Origin of the sequence: Pseudomonas sp. p99-361, from assembly GCF_003935475.1 — a bacterium.
GTDB classification, from domain to species: Bacteria; Pseudomonadota; Gammaproteobacteria; order Pseudomonadales; family Pseudomonadaceae; genus Aquipseudomonas; species Aquipseudomonas juntendi.
In genome coordinates this window covers 85,252-104,492 of the sequence record NZ_RHQO01000011.1, presented here as the reverse complement: position 1 = coordinate 104,492, position 19,241 = coordinate 85,252, and the positions used below count along the sequence as shown (strand labels likewise).

The 19,241-nt window shown below is 64.4% G+C and carries 15 protein-coding genes; 8 read left to right on the top strand and 7 right to left on the bottom strand.

What is annotated here, in order from left to right; genetic code table 11:
• The first annotated feature begins 8 nt into the window (after positions 1 to 8).
• The 8 genes from EGJ22_RS07665 (at position 9) to EGJ22_RS07630 (ending at position 7,135) form a co-directional block, all read left to right on the top strand.
• Positions 9 to 1,172, top strand: a complete 1,164-nt coding sequence (locus EGJ22_RS07665; protein WP_009681377.1) for a phosphoglycerate kinase — start codon at positions 9 to 11, stop codon at positions 1,170 to 1,172.
• Positions 1,172 to 1,423: a hypothetical protein gene (locus EGJ22_RS07660; RefSeq protein ID WP_029886252.1), complete on the top strand. Its 252-nt coding sequence runs from the start codon at positions 1,172 to 1,174 to the stop codon at positions 1,421 to 1,423. The genes EGJ22_RS07665 and EGJ22_RS07660 overlap by 1 nt, the downstream gene beginning before the upstream one ends.
• A 158-nt stretch (positions 1,424 to 1,581) precedes the next feature.
• On the top strand, positions 1,582 to 1,911 hold the full coding sequence (locus EGJ22_RS07655; protein WP_009681374.1) for an MliC family protein: 330 nt from the start codon (positions 1,582 to 1,584) through the stop codon (positions 1,909 to 1,911).
• A gap of 100 nt (positions 1,912 to 2,011) precedes the next feature.
• A complete protein-coding gene (fba, locus tag EGJ22_RS07650; protein ID WP_125920175.1) occupies positions 2,012 to 3,076 on the top strand; it encodes a class II fructose-bisphosphate aldolase in 1,065 nt (354 codons plus the stop codon).
• A gap of 247 nt (positions 3,077 to 3,323) precedes the next feature.
• A complete protein-coding gene (locus tag EGJ22_RS07645) occupies positions 3,324 to 5,444 on the top strand; it encodes a bifunctional diguanylate cyclase/phosphodiesterase (protein WP_029886251.1) in 2,121 nt (706 codons plus the stop codon).
• 39 nt (positions 5,445 to 5,483) lie between these two features.
• Positions 5,484 to 5,984, top strand: a complete 501-nt coding sequence (locus EGJ22_RS07640) for a M48 family metallopeptidase (protein ID WP_009681371.1) — start codon at positions 5,484 to 5,486, stop codon at positions 5,982 to 5,984.
• Between the two features lie 12 nt (positions 5,985 to 5,996).
• Positions 5,997 to 6,293, top strand: coding sequence for a helix-turn-helix domain-containing protein (locus tag EGJ22_RS07635; protein ID WP_009681370.1), 297 nt, complete (start codon positions 5,997 to 5,999; stop codon positions 6,291 to 6,293).
• Between the two features lie 104 nt (positions 6,294 to 6,397).
• Positions 6,398 to 7,135 (top strand): ABC transporter substrate-binding protein, encoded by a 738-nt coding sequence (locus tag EGJ22_RS07630; protein WP_029886250.1) that lies wholly within the window; start codon positions 6,398 to 6,400, stop codon positions 7,133 to 7,135.
• Between the two features lie 49 nt (positions 7,136 to 7,184).
• Here EGJ22_RS07630 and yccS read toward each other — a convergent pair whose 3' ends face one another.
• The 7 genes from yccS to EGJ22_RS07595 all read right to left on the bottom strand — a co-directional run bounded on the left by yccS (position 7,185) and on the right by EGJ22_RS07595 (position 18,492).
• Positions 7,185 to 9,368: a YccS family putative transporter gene (gene yccS / locus EGJ22_RS07625; RefSeq protein ID WP_029886249.1), complete on the bottom strand. Its 2,184-nt coding sequence runs from the start codon at positions 9,366 to 9,368 to the stop codon at positions 7,185 to 7,187.
• 211 nt (positions 9,369 to 9,579) lie between these two features.
• On the bottom strand, positions 9,580 to 10,761 hold the full coding sequence (locus EGJ22_RS07620) for an NAD(P)/FAD-dependent oxidoreductase (protein WP_064314815.1): 1,182 nt from the start codon (positions 10,759 to 10,761) through the stop codon (positions 9,580 to 9,582).
• 147 nt (positions 10,762 to 10,908) lie between these two features.
• Positions 10,909 to 12,246 carry an ATP-dependent RNA helicase DbpA gene (gene dbpA, locus EGJ22_RS07615; RefSeq protein ID WP_230584514.1) on the bottom strand — a complete coding sequence of 446 codons (1,338 nt, stop codon included), beginning with the start codon at positions 12,244 to 12,246 and terminating at the stop codon, positions 10,909 to 10,911.
• 112 nt (positions 12,247 to 12,358) lie between these two features.
• Positions 12,359 to 13,786 carry a multidrug transporter subunit MdtD gene (gene mdtD, locus EGJ22_RS07610; RefSeq protein ID WP_029887785.1) on the bottom strand — a complete coding sequence of 476 codons (1,428 nt, stop codon included), beginning with the start codon at positions 13,784 to 13,786 and terminating at the stop codon, positions 12,359 to 12,361.
• A 109-nt stretch (positions 13,787 to 13,895) separates the two neighbouring features.
• Complete coding sequence (locus EGJ22_RS07605; protein ID WP_029887784.1) at positions 13,896 to 15,215, bottom strand: TldD/PmbA family protein; 1,320 nt, start codon at positions 15,213 to 15,215, stop codon at positions 13,896 to 13,898.
• A complete protein-coding gene (locus tag EGJ22_RS07600) occupies positions 15,215 to 16,657 on the bottom strand; it encodes a TldD/PmbA family protein (protein ID WP_029887783.1) in 1,443 nt (480 codons plus the stop codon). Before EGJ22_RS07600 ends, EGJ22_RS07605 begins: the two co-directional genes overlap by 1 nt.
• A 32-nt stretch (positions 16,658 to 16,689) precedes the next feature.
• The gene (locus EGJ22_RS07595; protein ID WP_064314814.1) at positions 16,690 to 18,492 is read right to left on the bottom strand and encodes an acyl-CoA dehydrogenase; all 1,803 of its coding nucleotides are present in this window, start codon (positions 18,490 to 18,492) and stop codon (positions 16,690 to 16,692) included.
• Between the last annotated feature and the right edge of the window lie 749 nt (positions 18,493 to 19,241).

The window sequence follows — 19,241 nt, the reverse complement described above, 5'->3', positions numbered from 1 at the left end:
CTGCATTCATGACCGTGTTGAAGATGACCGACCTCGACCTGCAAGGTAAGCGCGTACTGATCCGCGAAGACCTCAACGTGCCTGTGAAGGACGGTGTGGTAACCAGCGACGCGCGCATCCTGGCAGCGCTGCCGACCATCAAGCTGGCCCTGGAGAAGGGCGCGGCGGTAATGGTCTGCTCGCACCTGGGCCGCCCGACCGAAGGCGAGTTCTCTGCCGAAAACAGCCTCAAGCCGGTTGCCGAGTATCTGAGCAAGGCCCTGGGCCGCGAGGTGCCGCTGGTTGCCGACTACCTGGGCGGCGTCGCGGTGCAGGCCGGTGAGCTGGTGCTGTTCGAGAACGTGCGCTTCAACAAGGGCGAGAAGAAGAACGCCGACGAGCTGGCCCAGCAGTACGCTGCGCTGTGCGACGTGTTTGTCATGGACGCGTTCGGCACCGCGCACCGCGCCGAGGGCTCGACCCACGGTGTGGCCAAGTTCGCCAAGGTTGCAGCTGCAGGCCCCCTGCTGGCTGCCGAGCTGGATGCCCTGGGCAAAGCCCTGAAAGCGCCGGCCAAGCCGATGGCGGCCATCGTCGCCGGCTCCAAGGTTTCTACCAAGCTGGACGTGCTGAACAGCCTGAGCGCGGTCTGCGACCAGCTGATCGTCGGTGGTGGCATTGCCAATACCTTCCTGGCTGCTGCCGGGCACCCTGTCGGCAAGTCGCTGTACGAGCCGGATCTGGTCGACACGGCCAAGGCCATCGCTGCCAAGGTCAATGTGCCGCTGCCGGTTGACGTGGTGGTCGCCAAGGCGTTCGCCGAAGATGCCGAAGCCACCGTCAAGGCCATCGCCGATGTTGCCGCCGACGACATGATCCTGGACATCGGCCCGCAAACCGCAGCCCAGTTCGCCGAGTTGCTGAAGTCGTCGAAGACCATCCTGTGGAACGGCCCGGTCGGCGTGTTCGAGTTCGACCAGTTCGGCAAGGGTACCCAGGTGCTGGCCAAGGCCATCGCCGACAGCGACGCGTTCTCCATCGCCGGTGGCGGTGACACCCTGGCGGCCATCGACAAATATGGCGTTAGCAAGGAAATCTCCTACATTTCTACCGGTGGCGGCGCGTTCCTCGAGTTCGTCGAGGGCAAGGTCCTGCCAGCCGTGGCAATTCTGGAAGAGCGGGCCAAGGCCTGATGACTTCGGCGCCTGGCAAAGGGAGTGGCCTGATGGTCAAGCAATTGCCTGTGATGGTGCTGGCGGGTCTGCTGAGCGCGTGCTCCGGCAGCCCGGCTTCGCCTGACGACCCGGCGCAGCCGCCCAAGGGCGGCTGCTACCAGTCCGAGTGGCAGGCCGAGACCGTGCCGGTGATCAGCAAGCGTGTGGGCCCGGAAGGCCTGGAAAAGTACGACGAAGACCACCAGCGCAAGGCGCCGGGTTGCCCTTGATCGGGTAACAGGCAACCTGAAGGCTGATTTGTGGTCTTGGAAAGGGGCCGCTGTGTGCCCTTCGCGTGCTTGCCCGCTCCCACAGGTACCGCGCTTGACCTGTGGTAGCGGGCAAGCCCGCGAAGGGCTGCAAAGCAGCCCCAAATCGAGGAAACTGAATGAAAGCGCTTTTGGCCGTGACGGTCCTGGCGACACTGGCAGGCTGCTCACTGCTGCAGCCGGCGCAACCCGCCCCGGCAGACAACTGGACCCGCTGGGTCTGCGATACCCAGGCCGAGGTGCTGTGGCGCTTCGCCGATGCCCAGCGTGACCAGGTCGACGTGCGCCTGGGCGGTGGTGACCAGGTTTACCGGCTCAAGGCCGAACCAGGTGCTTCGGGCGCGCTGTACAGCGATGGCATGCTGGCCTTCCACACCAAGGGCGAAGAAGGCCTGGTGTACTGGGTGGCAACCAACGATCTGATTGGGCGGGGCTGCAAGGCACCGTGACTGGCCGGGCCGCAATCGCGGCCCACACTACTTGAACAGCAACCGCCCCTGCGGCAGGCTTGCACGAAACATACGACGCTTGTCGGGAGAGAGATACACAATGGCACTCATTAGCATGCGCCAGATGCTGGACCACGCCGCCGAGTTCGGTTACGGCGTACCAGCTTTCAACGTCAACAACCTCGAGCAGATGCGCGCCATCATGGAAGCGGCCGACAAGACCGACTCCCCGGTGATCGTGCAGGCCTCGGCCGGTGCCCGCAAATACGCCGGCGCCCCGTTCCTGCGCCACCTGATCCTGGCTGCCATCGAAGAATTCCCGCACATTCCGGTGTGCATGCACCAGGACCATGGCACCAGCCCTGATGTCTGCCAGCGCTCGATCCAGCTGGGCTTCAGCTCGGTCATGATGGACGGCTCGCTGGGCGAAGACGGCAAGACCCCGACCGACTACGAATACAACGTGCGTGTCACCCAGCAGACCGTGGCCATGGCGCACGCCTGTGGCGTTTCGGTAGAAGGCGAGCTGGGCTGCCTGGGTTCGCTGGAAACGGGCATGGCCGGTGAAGAAGACGGTATCGGTGCCGAAGGTGTTCTGGACCACAGCCAGATGCTGACCGACCCGGAAGAAGCCGCTGACTTCGTCAAGAAGACCCAGGTCGATGCATTGGCCATCGCCATTGGTACCAGCCACGGTGCCTACAAGTTCACCAAGCCGCCAACCGGTGACATCCTGGCCATCGAGCGTATCAAGGAAATCCACAAGCGCATCCCCAATACCCACTTGGTGATGCACGGCTCCTCGTCGGTACCGCAGGAGTGGTTGGCGATCATCAACCAGTACGGTGGCGAGATCAAGGAAACCTACGGCGTACCGGTTGAAGAAATCGTCGAAGGCATCAAGTACGGCGTGCGCAAGGTCAACATCGACACCGACCTGCGCCTGGCTTCCACCGGTGCCATGCGCCGCCACATGGCCATGCACCCGAGCGAGTTCGACCCTCGCAAGTTCTTCGCTGAAACCGTGAAGGCCATGCGTGATGTGTGCATCGCCCGTTACGAAGCGTTTGGCACTGCAGGCAATGCCTCGAAGATCAAACCGATCCCCCTGGAAGGCATGTTCCAGCGCTATGCCAAAGGCGAGCTGGCGGCCAAGGTCAACTGATCGAACCGTTGAGCGTTATAGAAAGACCCGCAGAAATGCGGGTTTTTTTTGCTTGGCATTCAGGCCTTGGGAGCGGTTTGGCGGCCCCGGCATCAGGCTCACAGTCATATTGCACAGCTACCGTTAGTCGACTAATTTCTTCGTCCATGGCTTATTGCCATGCCTTGCATTGCGTCTTTCGTAGCCACGGCTAGAGTTAAGCTCGGAGCCAATAGCAAGTCGTAGTTGGACATACAAGAGAAGCAGCATGGATGGCGCTTACCCTCAGCCACTGGATGGCAGTTCGGTTCTTCTGGTGGTAGACGATTACCCCGAAAACCTCATCAGCATGCGGGCTTTGCTGGCCCGGCAAGATTGGCAGGTGTTAACAGCCGGTTCGGGGATGGAAGCCCTAAGCACCTTGCTGGAGCATGATGTCGACCTGGTCCTGCTGGACGTGCAAATGCCGGAGATGGACGGCTTTGAAGTTGCCCGGCTGATGCGCGGCAGCCAACGTACGCGGCTGACACCGATCATTTTCCTGACCGCCAACGAACAGTCCGAAGCGGCCGTGCTCAAAGGCTACGCCAGCGGCGCCGTGGACTACATGTTCAAACCGTTCGACCCCAAGGTTCTCAAGCCCAAGGTCCAGGCCTTGCTCGACCAGCAGCGCAACCGGCGCATGCTGCAGCGCCTGACCCGGGAGCTGGAAGCCGCCAGGGCGTTCAATGGGTCGATTCTGGAGAACGCCGCCGAAGGCATTCTGGTGGTGGACGCACAGGGCGTGATCAGCTTTGCCAACCCGGCCATTTCCCGCTTGCTGGCGGCCCCCGTGCAGCACATTCAGGGTGCCCAACTGCTCGACCTGGTGCAGCTTCCCGCTGCCTGCCCATGGCTTGAATCGGAGTTCTACCGCGCTTACCTGGGGCAAGAAATCTACCGCGTGCACGACGCGCAACTGCGCACACTGGCCGGCGAGCTTGTTCCGGTGGCATTGTCGTGCGCGCCGTTGCCAGCCGACCAGCAGGCCATGGTGGTGACCGTGCTGGACATGTCGGCAGTGCGCAACCTGCACCAGCAACTGGAGTACCAGGCCGTTACCGACCCGCTGACCGGCCTGTTGAACCGCCGCGGTTTCTACCAGGCGGCCGAAGGCGCTCTGTTGCGCAACGAGCGCTCGGACAAGGCCCAGGCGCTGATGTACATGGACCTGGACGGTTTCAAGCGCATCAACGACACCCTTGGCCATGACGCCGGTGACCGGGTGCTGCGCTGGGTCGCCGAGCAACTCAAGGACTGCCTGGGCAGCGAGGCCTTGCTGGCGCGCATGGGCGGCGATGAATTCACCGCGCTGTTCGACAGCCTGCCTTACCCGGAGCAGGCTGGGCGTTATGCCGAGCGGCTGCTGGAGCGGGTGTCCATCCGCCATGAAGTGGACGGCCTGGATGTGTGCCTTGGGGTGAGCATCGGCATTGCCACCTATCCGGAATGCGGTGCCAATGTCGAAGGCCTACTGCGCGCAGCCGATGCGGCGATGTATGCCGCCAAGCAGGCCGGGCGCCAGCAGTACCGCTTTTACGACCAGGAACTCAACGGGCGGGCGCGTTCGCGGCTGATGCTCGAAGACAGCGTGCGCACCGCCATCGAGCAACAGGACTTCACCCTGGTGTACCAGCCGCAGGTCAGCTTCATCGATGGCCACCTGCGGGGCTTCGAGGCCTTGTTGCGCTGGCAGCACCCGAGCGTCGGCGATGTGCCGCCAGGCCTGTTCATTCCTCTGCTCGAGGAAGCCCGGCTGATCAACCGGCTGGCCAGCTGGATCTACCGCCAGGGCGCGGCCCAACGCCATGCCTGGTACCAGCACTTTCCCGCAGACCTGGTGCTGGGCATCAGCCTGAGCCGTGCGCAGTTCGTCATGCCCGGGCTGGTCGAAGAACTGCAGCGGGTGATCCAGTTTTACCAGTTGGACCCGGCGCAACTGGAGGTCGAGGTTGCAGAGACCTCATTGATGTACAACATCGATGCGGCGGTGAAACAGATCCATCGCCTGCGCGAGCTGGGCGTACGGGTGGCGCTGGATGACTTTGGCGCCGGCGACTGTTCACTGCGCATGCTGCGGGACCTGCCGATCGATACCCTGAAGCTGGATCGCCACCTGGTGGCACGCTTGCCTGATACGGCAGTGGATACCGCCTTGGTGCGCAGTGTCATCAGCTTGTGCGCCGACTACGGCATCACGGTCATTGCCGAGGGTGTGGAAACCCCGGCCCAGGCAGCCTGGCTCAAGGCCAATGGTTGCGAGTATGTGCAGGGGTTCCTGGTGGCCCACCCCATGACCGCCTCGGACGCTACCCGCTTCCCGGTGATTTTCTCCTGGCCAGCGCCATGATTGGCTAGAATCGGCATTCGTTACGCCGAATGCACTGCCATGACCGTATTACGTTACCTGCAAGCCTACCCGCCGCACCTGCAAGAGCAGGTGCGCAAGATGATCGACAGCGACCGCCTGGGCGAGTACCTGCAGCGCCGCTACCCCGGGCGCCATGATGTGCAAAGCGACAAGGCGCTGTACGGCTATGCCCAGGAGCTGCGCCAGCAGTACCTGCGCAGTGCGCCGGGCCTGGACAAGGTGTTGTTCGATAGCCGGCTCGACCTGACCCACCGCGCGCTCGGCCTGAACACCGCGGTGTCGCGGGTGCAGGGCGGCAAGCTCAAGGCCAAGAAGGAAATCCGTATCGCCTCGCTGTTCAAGGAGGCCGCACCGCAGTTCTTGCGCATGATCGTGGTGCATGAGCTGGCGCACTTGCGCGAGCGCGACCACAACAAGGCCTTCTACCAGCTCTGCCAGCACATGGAACCCGATTATCACCAACTGGAATTCGACCTGCGCGTCTACCTGACCTACCGGGAACTGCCGGGCAACCTCTGAGGAACATGCAGCATGGACGTGAGCAAGACCAAAAGCAGCTTCTACCGGCGCCTGTACGTAGCCTGGCTGATCGACAGCCGCACCGCGACCAGCGTGCCGGCCCTGGTGGAAGCCACCGGTATGCCGCGGCGCACCGCCCAGGACACCATCGCCGCGCTGGCCGACCTGGACATCGTTTGCGAGTTCGAGCAACAGGAAGGCGCGCGCAACCACGCCGGGCATTACCGTATTCGTGACTGGGGCGCGGTCGACAAACAGTGGATCAGCCAGCATCTGCGACAGGTCCGCGACGTGCTGGGTTACCCTTGAGGCCAAAAATAGAGGCAAAATGACACTATTGGCCGCTGCCCCCGGCAGTGCGTTTGTGTAACCTCACCCGCAGTGTGTGCCCTCCATGGCAAAAGGACATAAGCATGCGGCCACTGCTTTGTGCGCTGGGAGTACTGGCAATCTTGCTGGCAACACCTGCCCTGGGCCAGGGCAAGCTGCGCCTGGTGGCGGATAAATGGCCCCCGTTCACCGATGTAGACCTGCCAGGCGGTGGCTTGGCGACCAGCATCGTCACCACGGCGCTGGCCCGTGCCGGCTACGCCAGCAGCTATGAGGAGGCGCCCTGGGCGCGGGCGCTGCAGGGCGTTGCGCAAGGGCGCTACGACGTGTTGATCGATGCCTGGTACAACGAGGCGCGCGCCAGCATCGGGCAGTTCTCCACGCCATACCTGACCAACCGTATCCGCTTGCTGCAGCGAAAAGGCCAGGCGATACGCTACCGGCAACAGTCGGACCTTTACCCCTACACCATCGCTGTCGTGCGTGATTACGCCTATTCCCCTGGGTTCGACGGCGATCCGCGCCTGCACAAGGTGGCGGTGCGCACCTTTTCCTCGGCACTGCGCATGGTCGCAGCAGGGCGAGTAGACCTGGCGGTGGAAGACGAGTACGTTGCCCGCTACAACCTGCAGCGTGAACCGCAGCAGGTGCGTGACGAGGTGGTGCTGGTTGAGCCGCCGCTGGGGGAGAACACCCTGCATATCCTGGTCAGCCTGAAGCACCCGGAGCGTGCGCGGATTGTCGAGCGGTTCGAGCAGGCGATCGCAGCGATGAAGGCCGATGGCAGCTATGCCCGGCTGCTGCGCCAGCATGGCTTTTGAGCTTGGGTGGCGTTACCGGCCTCTTCGTGGGTAAAGGCCGGGTCAGGCCTCAGCCCGGGTTGCCTTCCTTGATCAGGTGCGCGGCCAAGGTCCGCAATGGCCCCAACTGCCGGCAGATCAGCGCCAGTTGTGTCTGCACCAGCCGTTGATGTTCATCCAGCTCATCCGGCATCTGCTCCAGGGCGTTGGCCAGCGCTTCTTCGGCATCGCTGTGAATGGCCACGGGCAGCCGCGCTGCCAGGCCGTTGGCGATTTCGTCCAGGCTGCTGGCCAGGCTTTGCCCGGCACCTTCGATCAACTGTTCCTGGGCCTGGGCCGGCAATGCTGTATCGCGGTGCGCGCCCAGCCCCGAGAGGTAGCTGAGCAGGGTGTGCGACAGCACCAGGAACCGGAAGCCGACATCGGCCTCCTTACGGAAATGCCCCGGCTCCATCAGCATGTTGGCCAGGGTGGTGGACAGCGCCGCGTCGGCGTTGTGGGCATTGCGCCGGGCCAGGCGGTAGGCCAGGTCGTCGCGCTTGCCGTGGGCATACTGCTGCATGATCTGGCGCAAGTACACGCTGGCACAGGCCAGGGTATTGGCCAGCGCCTTGTTCAGGCGCCGCCCCTGCCAGTCAGGCAGGAACAGGAACACCGCAAGGATGGCAATCAGGCTGCCCACCAGGGTATCGAACAGGCGCGGCAGGAACAGGCCGTAGCCGTCGCCGATCTGGTTGAAGCAGAACAGTACCATCAGCGTGATCGCGGCCGTGGCCAGGGTGTAGCGGGTCGTGCGGTTGACGAAGAACACCACCCCCGCAACTACGGCGAACAGCGACTGGATGAGCGGGTTGGGGAACAGGTCGAACAAGGCCCAGCCGACGGTCAGGCCAATGGCCGTGCCGAAAATGCGCTGCACCAGCTTGCGCCGGGTCGCACCGTAGTTGGGCTGGCAGACGAACAGGGTGGTGAGGATGATCCAGTAGCCCTGGGTGGGGTGGATCAGGTGCACCATGCCGTAGCCGATCGACAGCGCCAAGGGCAGGCGCAAGGCATGCCGGAACAGCAGCGACGTGGGTGTCAGCTGGGTACGTAGGCGCGTCCACACGTCTTTGAGCGAGCGTGGCGAGCGGTCGAGCAGGCTGCTGTCACTGGCGTCGGCCAGGCTGTCGGGGTTGCTCGCGGCACTGAGCAGGCGGTCGAGCGTGGCCAGGTTGGCGGCCAGGGCCCGCAGCGAGCGCAACAGGCCGCGCCAGGCCGGGTTATTTTGCAGGCGCAGGTGCTCCAGCGCAGCGTTGAGGTCTTCGAGGGCCTCGGGATAACCGCTGGCCAGCACGAAAGGCTGGCGCAGGCGGATCGAACGGGCCAGCTCCTGGCAGGACGAGCCCTGTTTGCGCAGCAGGCGCTGGCAGCGGAACATCACGTCACTGTGGAAGAACGTTTCGGTCAGGGCGTTGTAAGGGTAATGCGAGGCACTGACCCGCTCGTGGATGTCCTGGGCCAGGAAATACAGCTTCAGGTAGCGGCTGACCTTGGAGTTTGGCTGGCTGTTGCCGACCCGGTGCAGGATGATTTCCTTGGCCGCGTTCAGGGCTGCCACCACCTTGCCATTCTGCTGGGCCAGGGCCAGGCGTGTGGCCTCGACGTCGAGGGTGCGCACCGGCTCGAACAGGCTGGCCTTGAGTTTCAGGTAGCTGCCCAGCTCGAAGAACAGCTTGGCCAGGCTCTGCTGGACCGGCTGGTTGGAGAACAGCGCCTGCCACAATACCGATAACAGCCCGTACCAGGCCGCGCCCGCCACCAGCAGCATGGGCTCGTGCCAGAAATCCGTGACCTGGCCGCCGCGCTGGTCTACGCCGATCATGGTGTACACCGCGGTGATCAGGGTTGCCGAGGCAATGGCCCCGTAGCGCTCGCCCAGTGCGCCGAGCATGGTCAGGCTAAACGCTGCCAGGGCCAGGGCGATGGCGAAGAACCAGGGGTAGGGGAACAGCAGTTCGACCGCCAGCGCAGCAATGGCGAAACACACCAGGGTGACGGCCAGGGCGCTGAGGCGGCCCTGCCAGCTGTCGTCGGTTTCGGCCAGGGCGCTGGCGATGATGCCGAGGAACAGCGGGATCAGCAGGGCCATCTCGTTCTGGTACCAGCACAGGGCCAGGCTGCCGGTGAGGGCGATGGTGACCCGGATGCTATAGCTGAACTTGTCTTGGCCCCACAGGCGACGCAGTGACTGACGGAACGAGCTCGATGACATGTTGGCCTGCTAGGCAGTGATCAGAGGAATACCTTTCAGAACCGGTTACTGGGGCCGCTTTGCGGCCCTTCGCGGGCGCGCCCGCTCCCACAGGTACTGCACAAAACCCCGTGGGAGCGGGCATGCCCGCAAAGGGGCGCGAAGCGGCCCAGATTCCGGCGCTGGGCACGGGCCAGCAAGAAGCGTTCCGTGCTGCTGAATGGATTCTACTCTACACGAACTGCGCTGCGGCGTTGGCCGATGCCCAGGCCCACTGGAAATTGAAACCACCCAGGTGGCCGGTGACATCCAGCACTTCGCCAATAAAGTACAGCCCGGGGCTTTTCAGCGATTCCATGGTCTTGGACGACACTTCGCGGGTATCCACGCCGCCCAGGGTCACTTCGGCGGTGCGGTAGCCCTCGGTGCCCGCAGGCACCACCTGCCAGTTGGCCAGCTTCTCGGCAATGTGCGCCAGTTCTGCCGGGGTGTACTGCTTCATGGGCCTGGACTCGAACCACTGCTCGGCCAGCAGGTTGGCCAGCTTGCGGGTGAACACTTCGCCAAGCACGGTCTTCAGTTCGGCATTGGCGCGCTCGGTTTGCATCTGCTGCAGCCAGGTGAGTGCATCGCGGTCGGGCAACAGGTTGATCTCGACAGTGTCACCGGCTTCCCAGAACGACGAGATCTGCAGGATTGCCGGGCCACTCAGGCCACGGTGGGTGAACAGCAGGTTTTCGCGGAAGCTGGTGCCGTTGCAGGTGGCCGTGCAATCAAGCGAAGTGCCGGACAGCTCGCTGCACAATGCCTTGAGTTGTGGCTCGGTGATGGTGAACGGCACCAGCCCGGCGCGGGTCGGCAGCAGGGTGTGGCCAAACTGGCGCGCGACCTGGTAGCCGAACCCGGTGGCGCCCAGGGTCGGGATCGACAGGCCACCGGTGGCGATCACCAGTGACTGGCAGGCGAACTGCCCGCCGCTGGTCTGCAACAGGTAGCCGCTTTCGGTTTTTTCGATCTGTTCGATGCTGGTGTGCATGCGGATTTCGGCACCGGCCTCGTCGCATTCGGCCAGCAGCATGTCGAGGATGTCGCTGGCCTTGTTGTCGCAGAACAACTGGCCGAGCTTCTTCTCGTGGTACGCCACGCCATGCTTGCACACCAGCTCGATGAAGTCCCATTGCGTGTAGCGGGCCAGCGCCGATTTGCAGAAATGGGCGTTGTGCGAGAGGAAGTTGGCCGGTTCGGTGTACATATTGGTGAAGTTGCAGCGCCCGCCGCCAGACATGAGGATCTTCTTGCCTGGCTTGTTGGCGTGGTCGAGCAACAGTACCCGGCGGCCGCGGCGGGCGCTGAGCTGGGCGCACATCAGGCCGGCGGCGCCGGCGCCGAGGATGATCACGTCGGTGGAGTGCACGGTGGTACCTCATGGATAGCCGGGGCCGCTGTGCGGCTCATCGCAGGCAAGCCAGCTCCCACAGGTACTGCACAAGCCTGAAGGCCTGTGGCGACCCTGTGGGCGCTGGCGTGCCTGCGATGGGCTGCAAAGCAGCCCCAAAAAATGTCAGACGATGCGGACTTTCAGGGACCGGCCCTTGATCTTGCCGCTGTTCAAGCGCTGCATGGCCTGCTTGGCGAGCGCCCGCTCCACCGCCACAAACGCCTGGAAGTCAAAGATCGCGATCTTGCCCACCTGCTTGCCCGGGATCCCGGCATCACCGGTCAACGCCCCGAGAATGTCGCCAGGGCGCAGCTTGTCCTTGCGCCCGGCGGCGATGCACAGGGTGCTCATCACCGGCAGCAGCGGCTCGCCGCCCTTGTTCTTCAGGCTGTCGAGCTGGTCCCAGCGCAGCGGGCTCTTCTGCAGTTGCTCGATGGCCTGGGCGCGGTGGCCTTCTGCCGGGGCAACCAGGCTCACCGCCAGGCCCTTCTCACCAGCGCGGCCAGTACGGCCCACGCGGTGCACGTGGATTTCCGCATCGCGTGCCAACTCGACGTTGATGACCATGTCCAGGCCATCGATGTCCAGGCCGCGCGCGGCCACATCGGTGGCCACCAGCACCGAGCTGCTGCGGTTGGCGAACATGGTCAGAACCTGGTCGCGGTCGCGCTGCTCCAGGTCGCCGTGCAGCGCCTGGGCGACGATACCCTTGGCGGTCAGGTGGGCAACCACGTCTTCGCACTGCTGCTTGGTGAAGCAGAACGCCACGCATGACTGCGGGCGATAGTGGCCCAGCACGCGGGTCACCGCCTCCAGGCGCTGCTCTGGGTCGATCTCGATGAAGCGCTGCTCGATCTGGTTGTCGGTGTGCAGGCTCTCGACTTTCACTTGCTGGGGGTTACGCATGAAGTCGGCAGCCAACTGCTTGATGCCGGCCGGGTAGGTGGCCGAGAACAGCAGGGTCTGGCGGCGCGATGGGGTCTTGCCGATGATGCTGGCAATGGCATCGAAAAAACCCATGTCGAGCATGCGGTCGGCCTCGTCGAGCACCAGGGTGTTCAGGCCATCGAGTACCAGGGTGCCTTTGTCCAGGTGCTGCTGGATGCGCCCAGGCGTACCGACGATGATGTGCGCACCGTGTTCCAGCGAGGCGATCTGCGGGCCCAGCGAAACACCACCGCACAGGGTCAGGATCTTGATGTTGTCCTCGGCGCGGGCCAGGCGGCGCAGTTCCTTGGCGACCTGGTCGGCCAGTTCGCGGGTCGGGCACAGCACCAAGGCCTGGCAGCCGAAGTAACGCGGGTTGATCGGGTTCAGCAGGCCGATGCCGAAGGCGGCGGTCTTGCCGCTGCCGGTCTTGGCCTGGGCAATCAGGTCCTGGCCCTTGAGGATGACCGGCAGGCTCTGGGCCTGGATCGGTGTCATCGCGGCATAGCCGAGGGCGTCCAGGTTGACCAGCATGGCAGTGGACAGCGGCAAGGTGGCAAAGGCGGTGGATTCGGTGGTCACGAGGCGGGCCTGCGGTGCGAAGCGAAAAATGCCGCATAGTCTACCAGCCTCGTGGCCATTCGCCCTAAGACTCCATGTGGTGTTCCGGACGACGGGCACGCCTTCCGTCCGTCGGTGCCAGCTGCAGGAAGATCGCCGCCGCCAGCATGGCCATCACGCCGATGGTGACGAAGGTCAGCTGGAAGGCGCCCAGCGTGGTGTCTACGCCTTCGGCACTGCCGGCGGCAGTGAAGCCGCCAAGCAGGGCGCCGGCGCAGGCCACGCCCAGGCTCAGCGCCAGCTGCGCGACCACCGACAGCAGGCTGTTGCCGCTGCTGGCGCTGGCATCGTCGAGGTCGATCAGGGTTACCGTGTTCATTGCCGTGAACTGCATCGAGTTGACCGCGCCCAGCAGCCCCAGCTGGATCAGCAACACGGCATAGGACGTCTGCTCGTCAACCAGCCCAAGGCTGGCCAGCAGCAGGCCCAGCAGCAAGGTATTGCTGGTCAGGATGATGCGGTAGCCGAAGCGTTCGATCAGCGGCCTGGCAAGGGATTTGGCCACCATTGCCGCCGCCGCCAGCGGGATCATGCTCATGCCGGCCTGGGCCGGCGAATAACCCAGTGCGACTTGCAGCAGCAACGGCACCAAGAACGGCAGGGCGCCGCTGCCCAGGCGCGCGAACAGGTTGCCCAGGATACCAATGGCGAAGGTGCGCACGCGGAACAGGCTGGGCGAGAACAGCGGCTCGGGGTCGCGCCCGGCGCGCAGCCAGTAGGCGGCCAGGCACGCCATGCCGGCAAACAGCAGCAGCATCACCCGCAGGTGCGGCAGGTGCAGCTCGCCGAGCCCCTCCATGGCAATGGTGATCAGCACCATCGCGGCGCCGAACAGCAGGAAGCCAGGGGTATCGAAGCGGGTGCGTTCAGCGCCGCGCAGGTCGGGGATGAACTTCCAGACGGCGTAGCAGCCCAGCAGGCCGACAGGCAGGTTGAGCAGGAAAATCCAGTGCCAGCTGAGGATCTCCACCAGCCAGCCGCCCACCGTCGGACCCAGCAGTGGCCCGAGCAGGCCGGGGATGGTAATGAAGCTCATGATGCGTACCAGCTCGCTGCGCGGGTAGGCGCGCAACACCACCAGCCGCCCGACCGGCAGCATCAGCGCACCGCCCAGGCCCTGCACCACACGGGCGAAGATCAGGAAGCCGAGGCTGTTGGCGGCGGCGCATAGCAGCGAACCAAAGCTGAACAGCAGGATGGCGCTGAAGAAGATGCGCTTGGTGCCGAAGCGGTCGGCGATCCAGCCCGAGGCGGGTATCAGCAGGGCCACCGTGAGCATGTAGGCAATGATTACGCCCTGCATCCGCAGCGGGTCTTCGGCCAGCGAGCGGGCCATGGCCGGCAGCGCGGTGTTGAGGATGGTGCCGTCCAGGGACTGCATGAAGAAGGCGATGGCGACCACCCAGGGGATCCAGCGGGCGGTGGCGGGGTCTAGCGGGGTGCGTTCGGGCATGACTTCCTCGTTTGTCAGTGCCGGCCTCTTCGCGGCTAAAGCCGCTCCTACAAGGGTTACGCGTTCGTTGTAGGAGTGGCTTTAGCCGCGAAAGGGCCGGCAAGTCCAATCACAATGTCAGGGTCAGGCCTTTGACCAGCGCACCTGGCAAATGACTCGACCCGGTGCTGCGTTGTCCATAGGTGCTGGTCGACAGGATCATCTCGCGCTCCTGGGTCAGGTCTTCCAGTTGGCTGCCGAGCAAACTGTACAGGCTGTCATCGAAGCGCATGGTGCTCACCGGCCCCTGGATCTGCCCGTTCTCTACCCAGAAGGTGGCGAACCGGGTCAGCCCGGTCATGCGCGCTGCTGGCAAGTCCGAGTAGTTGAGGTACCACAGGTTGCTGATGTACAGCCCAGTGCCCAGCCGCTGCAAGACCTCGTCCATGGGCAGGCCACCCGGTGCCAGGCTGAGTGCGCAGGGCGACTCGTAACTGTCGGCGCCGTTGGCCAGCAGCTTGAATTCGGCGGCGCTGCGCGCGCTGATCAGCCGTTGCGCCGCCCGGCCTTGCTGGATCAGCGGCACATCCAGGCGCGGTGAGCCTTCGTCGGAAAACGCCGGGCTCAGCGAGCCGCTAACCTGCTCGGTGAAACTCACCAGCGGGCTCAGCCGTGCATCGCCGTTGTACAGGCGCTGCAAGGCGCTATTGCCGGTGGCCAGCGCTTGGGCGGAAAAACCGCCCCAGCACAGCATGCCGGCGATTTCGTCCATCGCCGCCGGGGCCAGGTAGGCACGGTAGCTGCCGGGTTCGAGGATGACCGCCGGGCGCCCGAGGAAGCCCAACTGCTCCCGCGCCTGGCGCAGGCGCGCGGTGAAGTCGTCGGGGTTCCACACCTGGCCGGCGTAGTTGGCCTTCACCGCCTGGCCATTTTCGTGGAACAGGCTCCAGTCGAAGTTGAAGCTGTTGGCCTGGTGCCAGCCGAAGGCACCGAACGAGCTGGCGAAGCCCCGGCAGACCGGGCCCGCGGCATAAATGCCGACCAGGTCCAGGTCACCCGCTTCGCGGTCGAGCAACGCCAGCACATCGCTGAGTTCAGGTAGCGGCTGCTGTTGCTGGCTGTGGCTGTGCCAGGCGCTTTCGTCCAGGCGCAGGTAAGGGTCGACGGCCAGCAGTGGCAGGGTCTGGCGCAGTTGCGCCAGGGCATCCGCCAAGCGTTGGCGGTCCAGTTGCGCATCGCCACTCAAGGTCACCTGCTGCTCGGCCTGGCGACCGTCGCGGATCAGCCGCAGCTGCGCGCTGGCCTGGCTGACATGCCCGGCCTGGCGCACCTTGGCGTGGTTGAAGCGCACGAACTGGGACTGCTCGGCGCTGTAGCCAAGGGTGAACTGCTCGCCACTTTCCAGGGCGGCGCGCACCTCCCCGGCCAGGGTTTCAAAGGCGTGTTTCATCAGGCGTCCCCTCCGAATACGTCGATCTGGCGGAACACGCAGGCTGGCGAGGCGTGGCCCACGCGCACCACCTGGTTGGGTTCGCCCTTGCCGCAGTTGGGCGTGCCCAGTACCTGGAAGGTGCTGCGGTCGCCGACCTCTGCCAGGTTGCGCCAGAACTGTGCGGAGATGCCCCGGTAGTTGGGGTTCTTGACGATGCCCTTGAGCTCGCCGTTCTCGATCAGTTGGCCCCATTCGCAGCCGAACTGGAACTTGTTGCGCGCGTCGTCGATGGACCAGGACCGGTTGGTCCGCATCAGGATGCCGTGCTCGATGCCCGCGATCAGTTGTTCGAGGGAGTGCTCGCCCGGCTCGATGTTGAGGTTGGCCATGCGGTCGATCGGCGCACGGTTCCAGCCACAGGCGCGGCTGTTGGCCACACCGTCCAGGCCGGAGCGGAACTGCGACAAAGCGCCACCCAGTGGACGCAGCAGCAGGCCGTCGCGGATCAGGAACTGCTTGCTGGCCGGAGTGCCGTCATCATCGAAGCTGTAGCTGGCCAGTTCTTCGCCGATGGTCGGGTCGAAGGTCACGTTCAGCAGGCTGGAACCGTACTGCAGGTAGCCGAAGTCACTGGCTTTGACGAAGCTGGTGCCCGCGTAGTTACGCTCGTCGCCGAGAATGCGGTCCATCTCCAGCGGGTGGCCGATCGATTCGTGAATCTGCAGCATCATCTGGTCGGGCATCAACAGCAGGTCGCGCGGGCCACTGGGCGTATTAGGGGCCAGCAGCAACTGCAGGGCCTCGTCGGCGACCCGGCTGGCGGCGCCAATCAGGCCACAACGCTCAACGATCTCGTAACCGCCTTGCTGGCCGAAATTGTCGCGGCCCAGGCTGCGGCTCTGGCTGTCCTGGCCGTTGCTGGCAGTTACCCCCAGCCCCGGGAACAGAAAGCGCTGGGCATGGCGCAGCTCGGCGCCGGCTGAGTTCAGGTAGGTCTGCTCGACCAGGCTCAGGCCCAGACTGGCCTGCCAGTCCACCAGGCGGCTGTCCTTGGGTACGCTGGCTGATTCCGCGGCGAGCAGGCCTAGGCAGTCGGCCAGGCTGGGCACGGGCTGGTCGAGGTTGGGCGAGATGTGGTCGTGGCGGGCGCTGGGCACGGGTTGCCCGCGCAGGTCCAGCAGGCTATGCCGGGCGATCTGCCGGGCCAGGGCTTCGGCCTGCTCCAGGGCGCGCTGCAGGCCGGCCGGCGACAGGTCGGCGGTGGCCGCATAGGCCTCCACGCCATTGACCCGTACGGTGAGCATCGCGCCCTCGTCCTGGCTGAACGAGGGTGGCTCGGCCACATTGCGGCGAACCGAAAGCGCCTGGTGCGACTGTTTCACATGGCGCAGGGAAAACAATTCGGCCGTGCTGCGCAGCGCGGCAAAGCGCTGGCGCAGCAGGGCGCTGGTATCGAACATGTGCAAGCCTCCGTGTACACGGTGGCTCCCCCTTAGAACCACTCGTCCTGCATGGTGAGGCAAGTGTCGTCGCGCGCCTCAAGCAATGCCAGCTCATTATGGCAGCCTGGTACTTCCCAGGTCAGGAAATAACGGGCGGCCTGCAGCTTGCCGAGGTAAAAGTCGCGATCGGCAGCGTTGGCCTTGAGCAGCCCGATTTCGGCGTGGACTGCCTGTTCCAGCCACCGCCAGCCGATTACACAGTGGCCGAATGCTTTCAGGTACAAGGCCGAGTTGGCCAGGGCGCCGGCGACTTTACCCTGGGCCAGGTCAGCGAGCAGGGTCAGGGTGACCCCTTGCAGGTGGTTGACCAGTTGCTCCAGTGGCTGGCGCAGCGGGTCGAGGTTGGGGTGATGGCTTGCGCGCTCGCCGGTGGCGGCGATTCGGCGAAGCAGTTGCTTGAGGCCGGCGCCATTGTTCTGCGCCAGCTTGCGGCCGAGCAGGTCGAGCGACTGGATGCCCTCGGTGCCTTCGTGGATCGGGTTCAGGCGGTTGTCGCGGTAGTACTGCTCCACCGGGTATTCGCGGGTGTAGCCGTGGCCGCCGAGAATCTGGATCGCCAGTTCGTTGGCCTTGAGGCAGAACGCCGAGGGCCAGGACTTGACGATCGGGGTCAGCAGATCGAGCAGTTCCTGCGCCTGGTTGCGGGCGCTCTCATCACTGCCGGTCTGGGTGTCGTCGAACAGGCGCGCGGCGTACAGGCCAAGGTCGAAGGCGCCTTCGACGTAGGCTTTCTGCGCCAGCAGCATGCGTTTCACATCGGTGTGCTGAATGATCGGCACCGCGCTGCTGTGCGGGTCCTTGTTGTCCGGCAGGCGGCCCTGCGGGCGCTGGCGGGCGTATTCCAGCGAATACAGGTAGCCGGCATAACCCAGCATCACCGCGCCCATGCCGACGCCAATACGCGCTTCGTTCATCATCTGGAACATGCAGGCCAGGCCCTGATGCGGCTGGCCGACCAGATAGCCGACGCACTGGCCGTTGTCACCGAAGTTGAGCGCCGTGGAGGTGGTGCCGCGCCAGCCCATCTTGTGGAACAGCCCGGCCAGCAGCACATCGTTGCGCGGACCGCAGCTGCCGTCGGGGTTGACGTGGTACTTGGGCACGATGAACAGCGAGATGCCCTTCACCCCAGGCGGGGCGTCCGGCAGCTTGGCCAGTACCATGTGCACGATGTTTTCCGACAGCTCGTGGTCGCCCCCGGAGATGAAGATCTTGTTGCCCTTGAGCCGATAGCTGCCGTCGCCGGCAGGTTCAGCGCGGGTGCGGATATCGGCCAGCGACGAGCCGGCGTGGGGTTCGGTCAGGGCCATGGTGCCGAAGAAGCGCCCGTCGATCATCGGCTGCAGGAACAGGCGCTTCTGCTCCTGCGTGCCGAAGCTTTCGATCAGGTTGGCCGCGCCCATGGTCAGGAACGGGTAGGCTGTGGTGCCGGCGTTGGCGGCCTGGAAGTGCGCGAAGCACGCTTGCGAGACCAGGCTGGGCAGTTGCATACCACCTGCGTCGTAGTCGCGGTTGGCGTTGAGGAAACCGGCCTCCAGAAACGCGTCGACGGCGGGTTTCACCTCGGGGATCAGCTCGGCGCGGCCGTCGACGTAGCGCGGCTCGTTTTCATCGGCTTTGCGGTTGTGCGGGGCGAAGAACTTCTCGGCGATGGTGCGCGCGGTGGTCAGCGCGGCGTCGAAGGTTTCGCGGCTGTGTTCGGCGAAGCGTGGGCGCTGGGTGAGGGCTTCGGCGTCGAGGACTTCGTAGAGTTCGAAGGCGAGGTTGCGGGGGCTGAGCAGGGTCTCGGGCATGGGGGCGGTCCTTGAGCGGGCTTGAGGCGAGTCTAGGATCGGCCGAATAAGACTGGCTACCATGATCGATACAAATGATGTTCAGTCACAGATCCTCGTATTTGGAGCGTCGGATGTTGATTGACGGGGAAGGGGCGGGGTTGAGTGAGCGTCAACGGAACCAGATGCTCGCAGCAAGCATTCCAGCACCTGCGAGATGAAAAGGCATGCAGCTATCAGTCTTGGTACCTACGTGCGTCGCAGAAATTTCCTACGTCCAAAGTGATCTCTGGACTGGTGTGGCATTAGCCGCAAACTTCGTAACCTCCCGAGGGGATGAGGGACGTTTTTTTGCGAGCGACGGGAAAGACCACGCCAATACCCGTAGGGTTTTAAGTCAGCGGTGGGTACCGTTGGGCGAAAATGAGCGAAGTTTCGCCAGGCTGTCGGTATCTGGTGGCTTTGGCGTAACTCTGAGTCGCGCATCTTGGAAAGATAGTGTGGCACCTGCTCGGTCACGGATGCCCGCTTTGTTCGCCGCAGCAGCTTCGGCGCCTGTAAGACCGAGCGCCGCCCGCGCGGCGCATCGCGAGCTGGCGCTCGCTCCTACGTTTGTTTCGGGCCAATCATTCCTGTGGGATTTGCGCGCGAACGCTTTGGCGCATGGCTTGATATTGTGTCGTATGAACAAGGCGGTCGCGCACGCCTGTCACAGGCCTCACTGGCCCGAAACAAACGTAGGAGCGAGCGCCAGCTCGCGATGCGCCGCC

Coding starts and splice junctions, on each gene's coding strand:
- fba (WP_125920175.1), top strand. CDS start 2,012: ATGGCACTCATTAGCATGCGCCAGATGCTGGACCACGCCGCCGAGTTC.
- EGJ22_RS07655 (WP_009681374.1), top strand. CDS start 1,582: ATGAAAGCGCTTTTGGCCGTGACGGTCCTGGCGACACTGGCAGGCTGC.
- EGJ22_RS07665 (WP_009681377.1), top strand. CDS start 9: ATGACCGTGTTGAAGATGACCGACCTCGACCTGCAAGGTAAGCGCGTA.
- EGJ22_RS07605 (WP_029887784.1), bottom strand. CDS start 15,215: ATGAAACACGCCTTTGAAACCCTGGCCGGGGAGGTGCGCGCCGCCCTG.
- EGJ22_RS07595 (WP_064314814.1), bottom strand. CDS start 18,492: ATGCCCGAGACCCTGCTCAGCCCCCGCAACCTCGCCTTCGAACTCTAC.
- EGJ22_RS07630 (WP_029886250.1), top strand. CDS start 6,398: ATGCGGCCACTGCTTTGTGCGCTGGGAGTACTGGCAATCTTGCTGGCA.
- EGJ22_RS07600 (WP_029887783.1), bottom strand. CDS start 16,657: ATGTTCGATACCAGCGCCCTGCTGCGCCAGCGCTTTGCCGCGCTGCGC.
- mdtD (WP_029887785.1), bottom strand. CDS start 13,786: ATGCCCGAACGCACCCCGCTAGACCCCGCCACCGCCCGCTGGATCCCC.
- EGJ22_RS07660 (WP_029886252.1), top strand. CDS start 1,172: ATGACTTCGGCGCCTGGCAAAGGGAGTGGCCTGATGGTCAAGCAATTG.
- EGJ22_RS07645 (WP_029886251.1), top strand. CDS start 3,324: ATGGATGGCGCTTACCCTCAGCCACTGGATGGCAGTTCGGTTCTTCTG.
- dbpA (WP_230584514.1), bottom strand. CDS start 12,246: ATGCTGGTCAACCTGGACGCCCTCGGCTATGCCGCGATGACACCGATC.
- yccS (WP_029886249.1), bottom strand. CDS start 9,368: ATGTCATCGAGCTCGTTCCGTCAGTCACTGCGTCGCCTGTGGGGCCAA.
- EGJ22_RS07640 (WP_009681371.1), top strand. CDS start 5,484: ATGACCGTATTACGTTACCTGCAAGCCTACCCGCCGCACCTGCAAGAG.
- EGJ22_RS07635 (WP_009681370.1), top strand. CDS start 5,997: ATGGACGTGAGCAAGACCAAAAGCAGCTTCTACCGGCGCCTGTACGTA.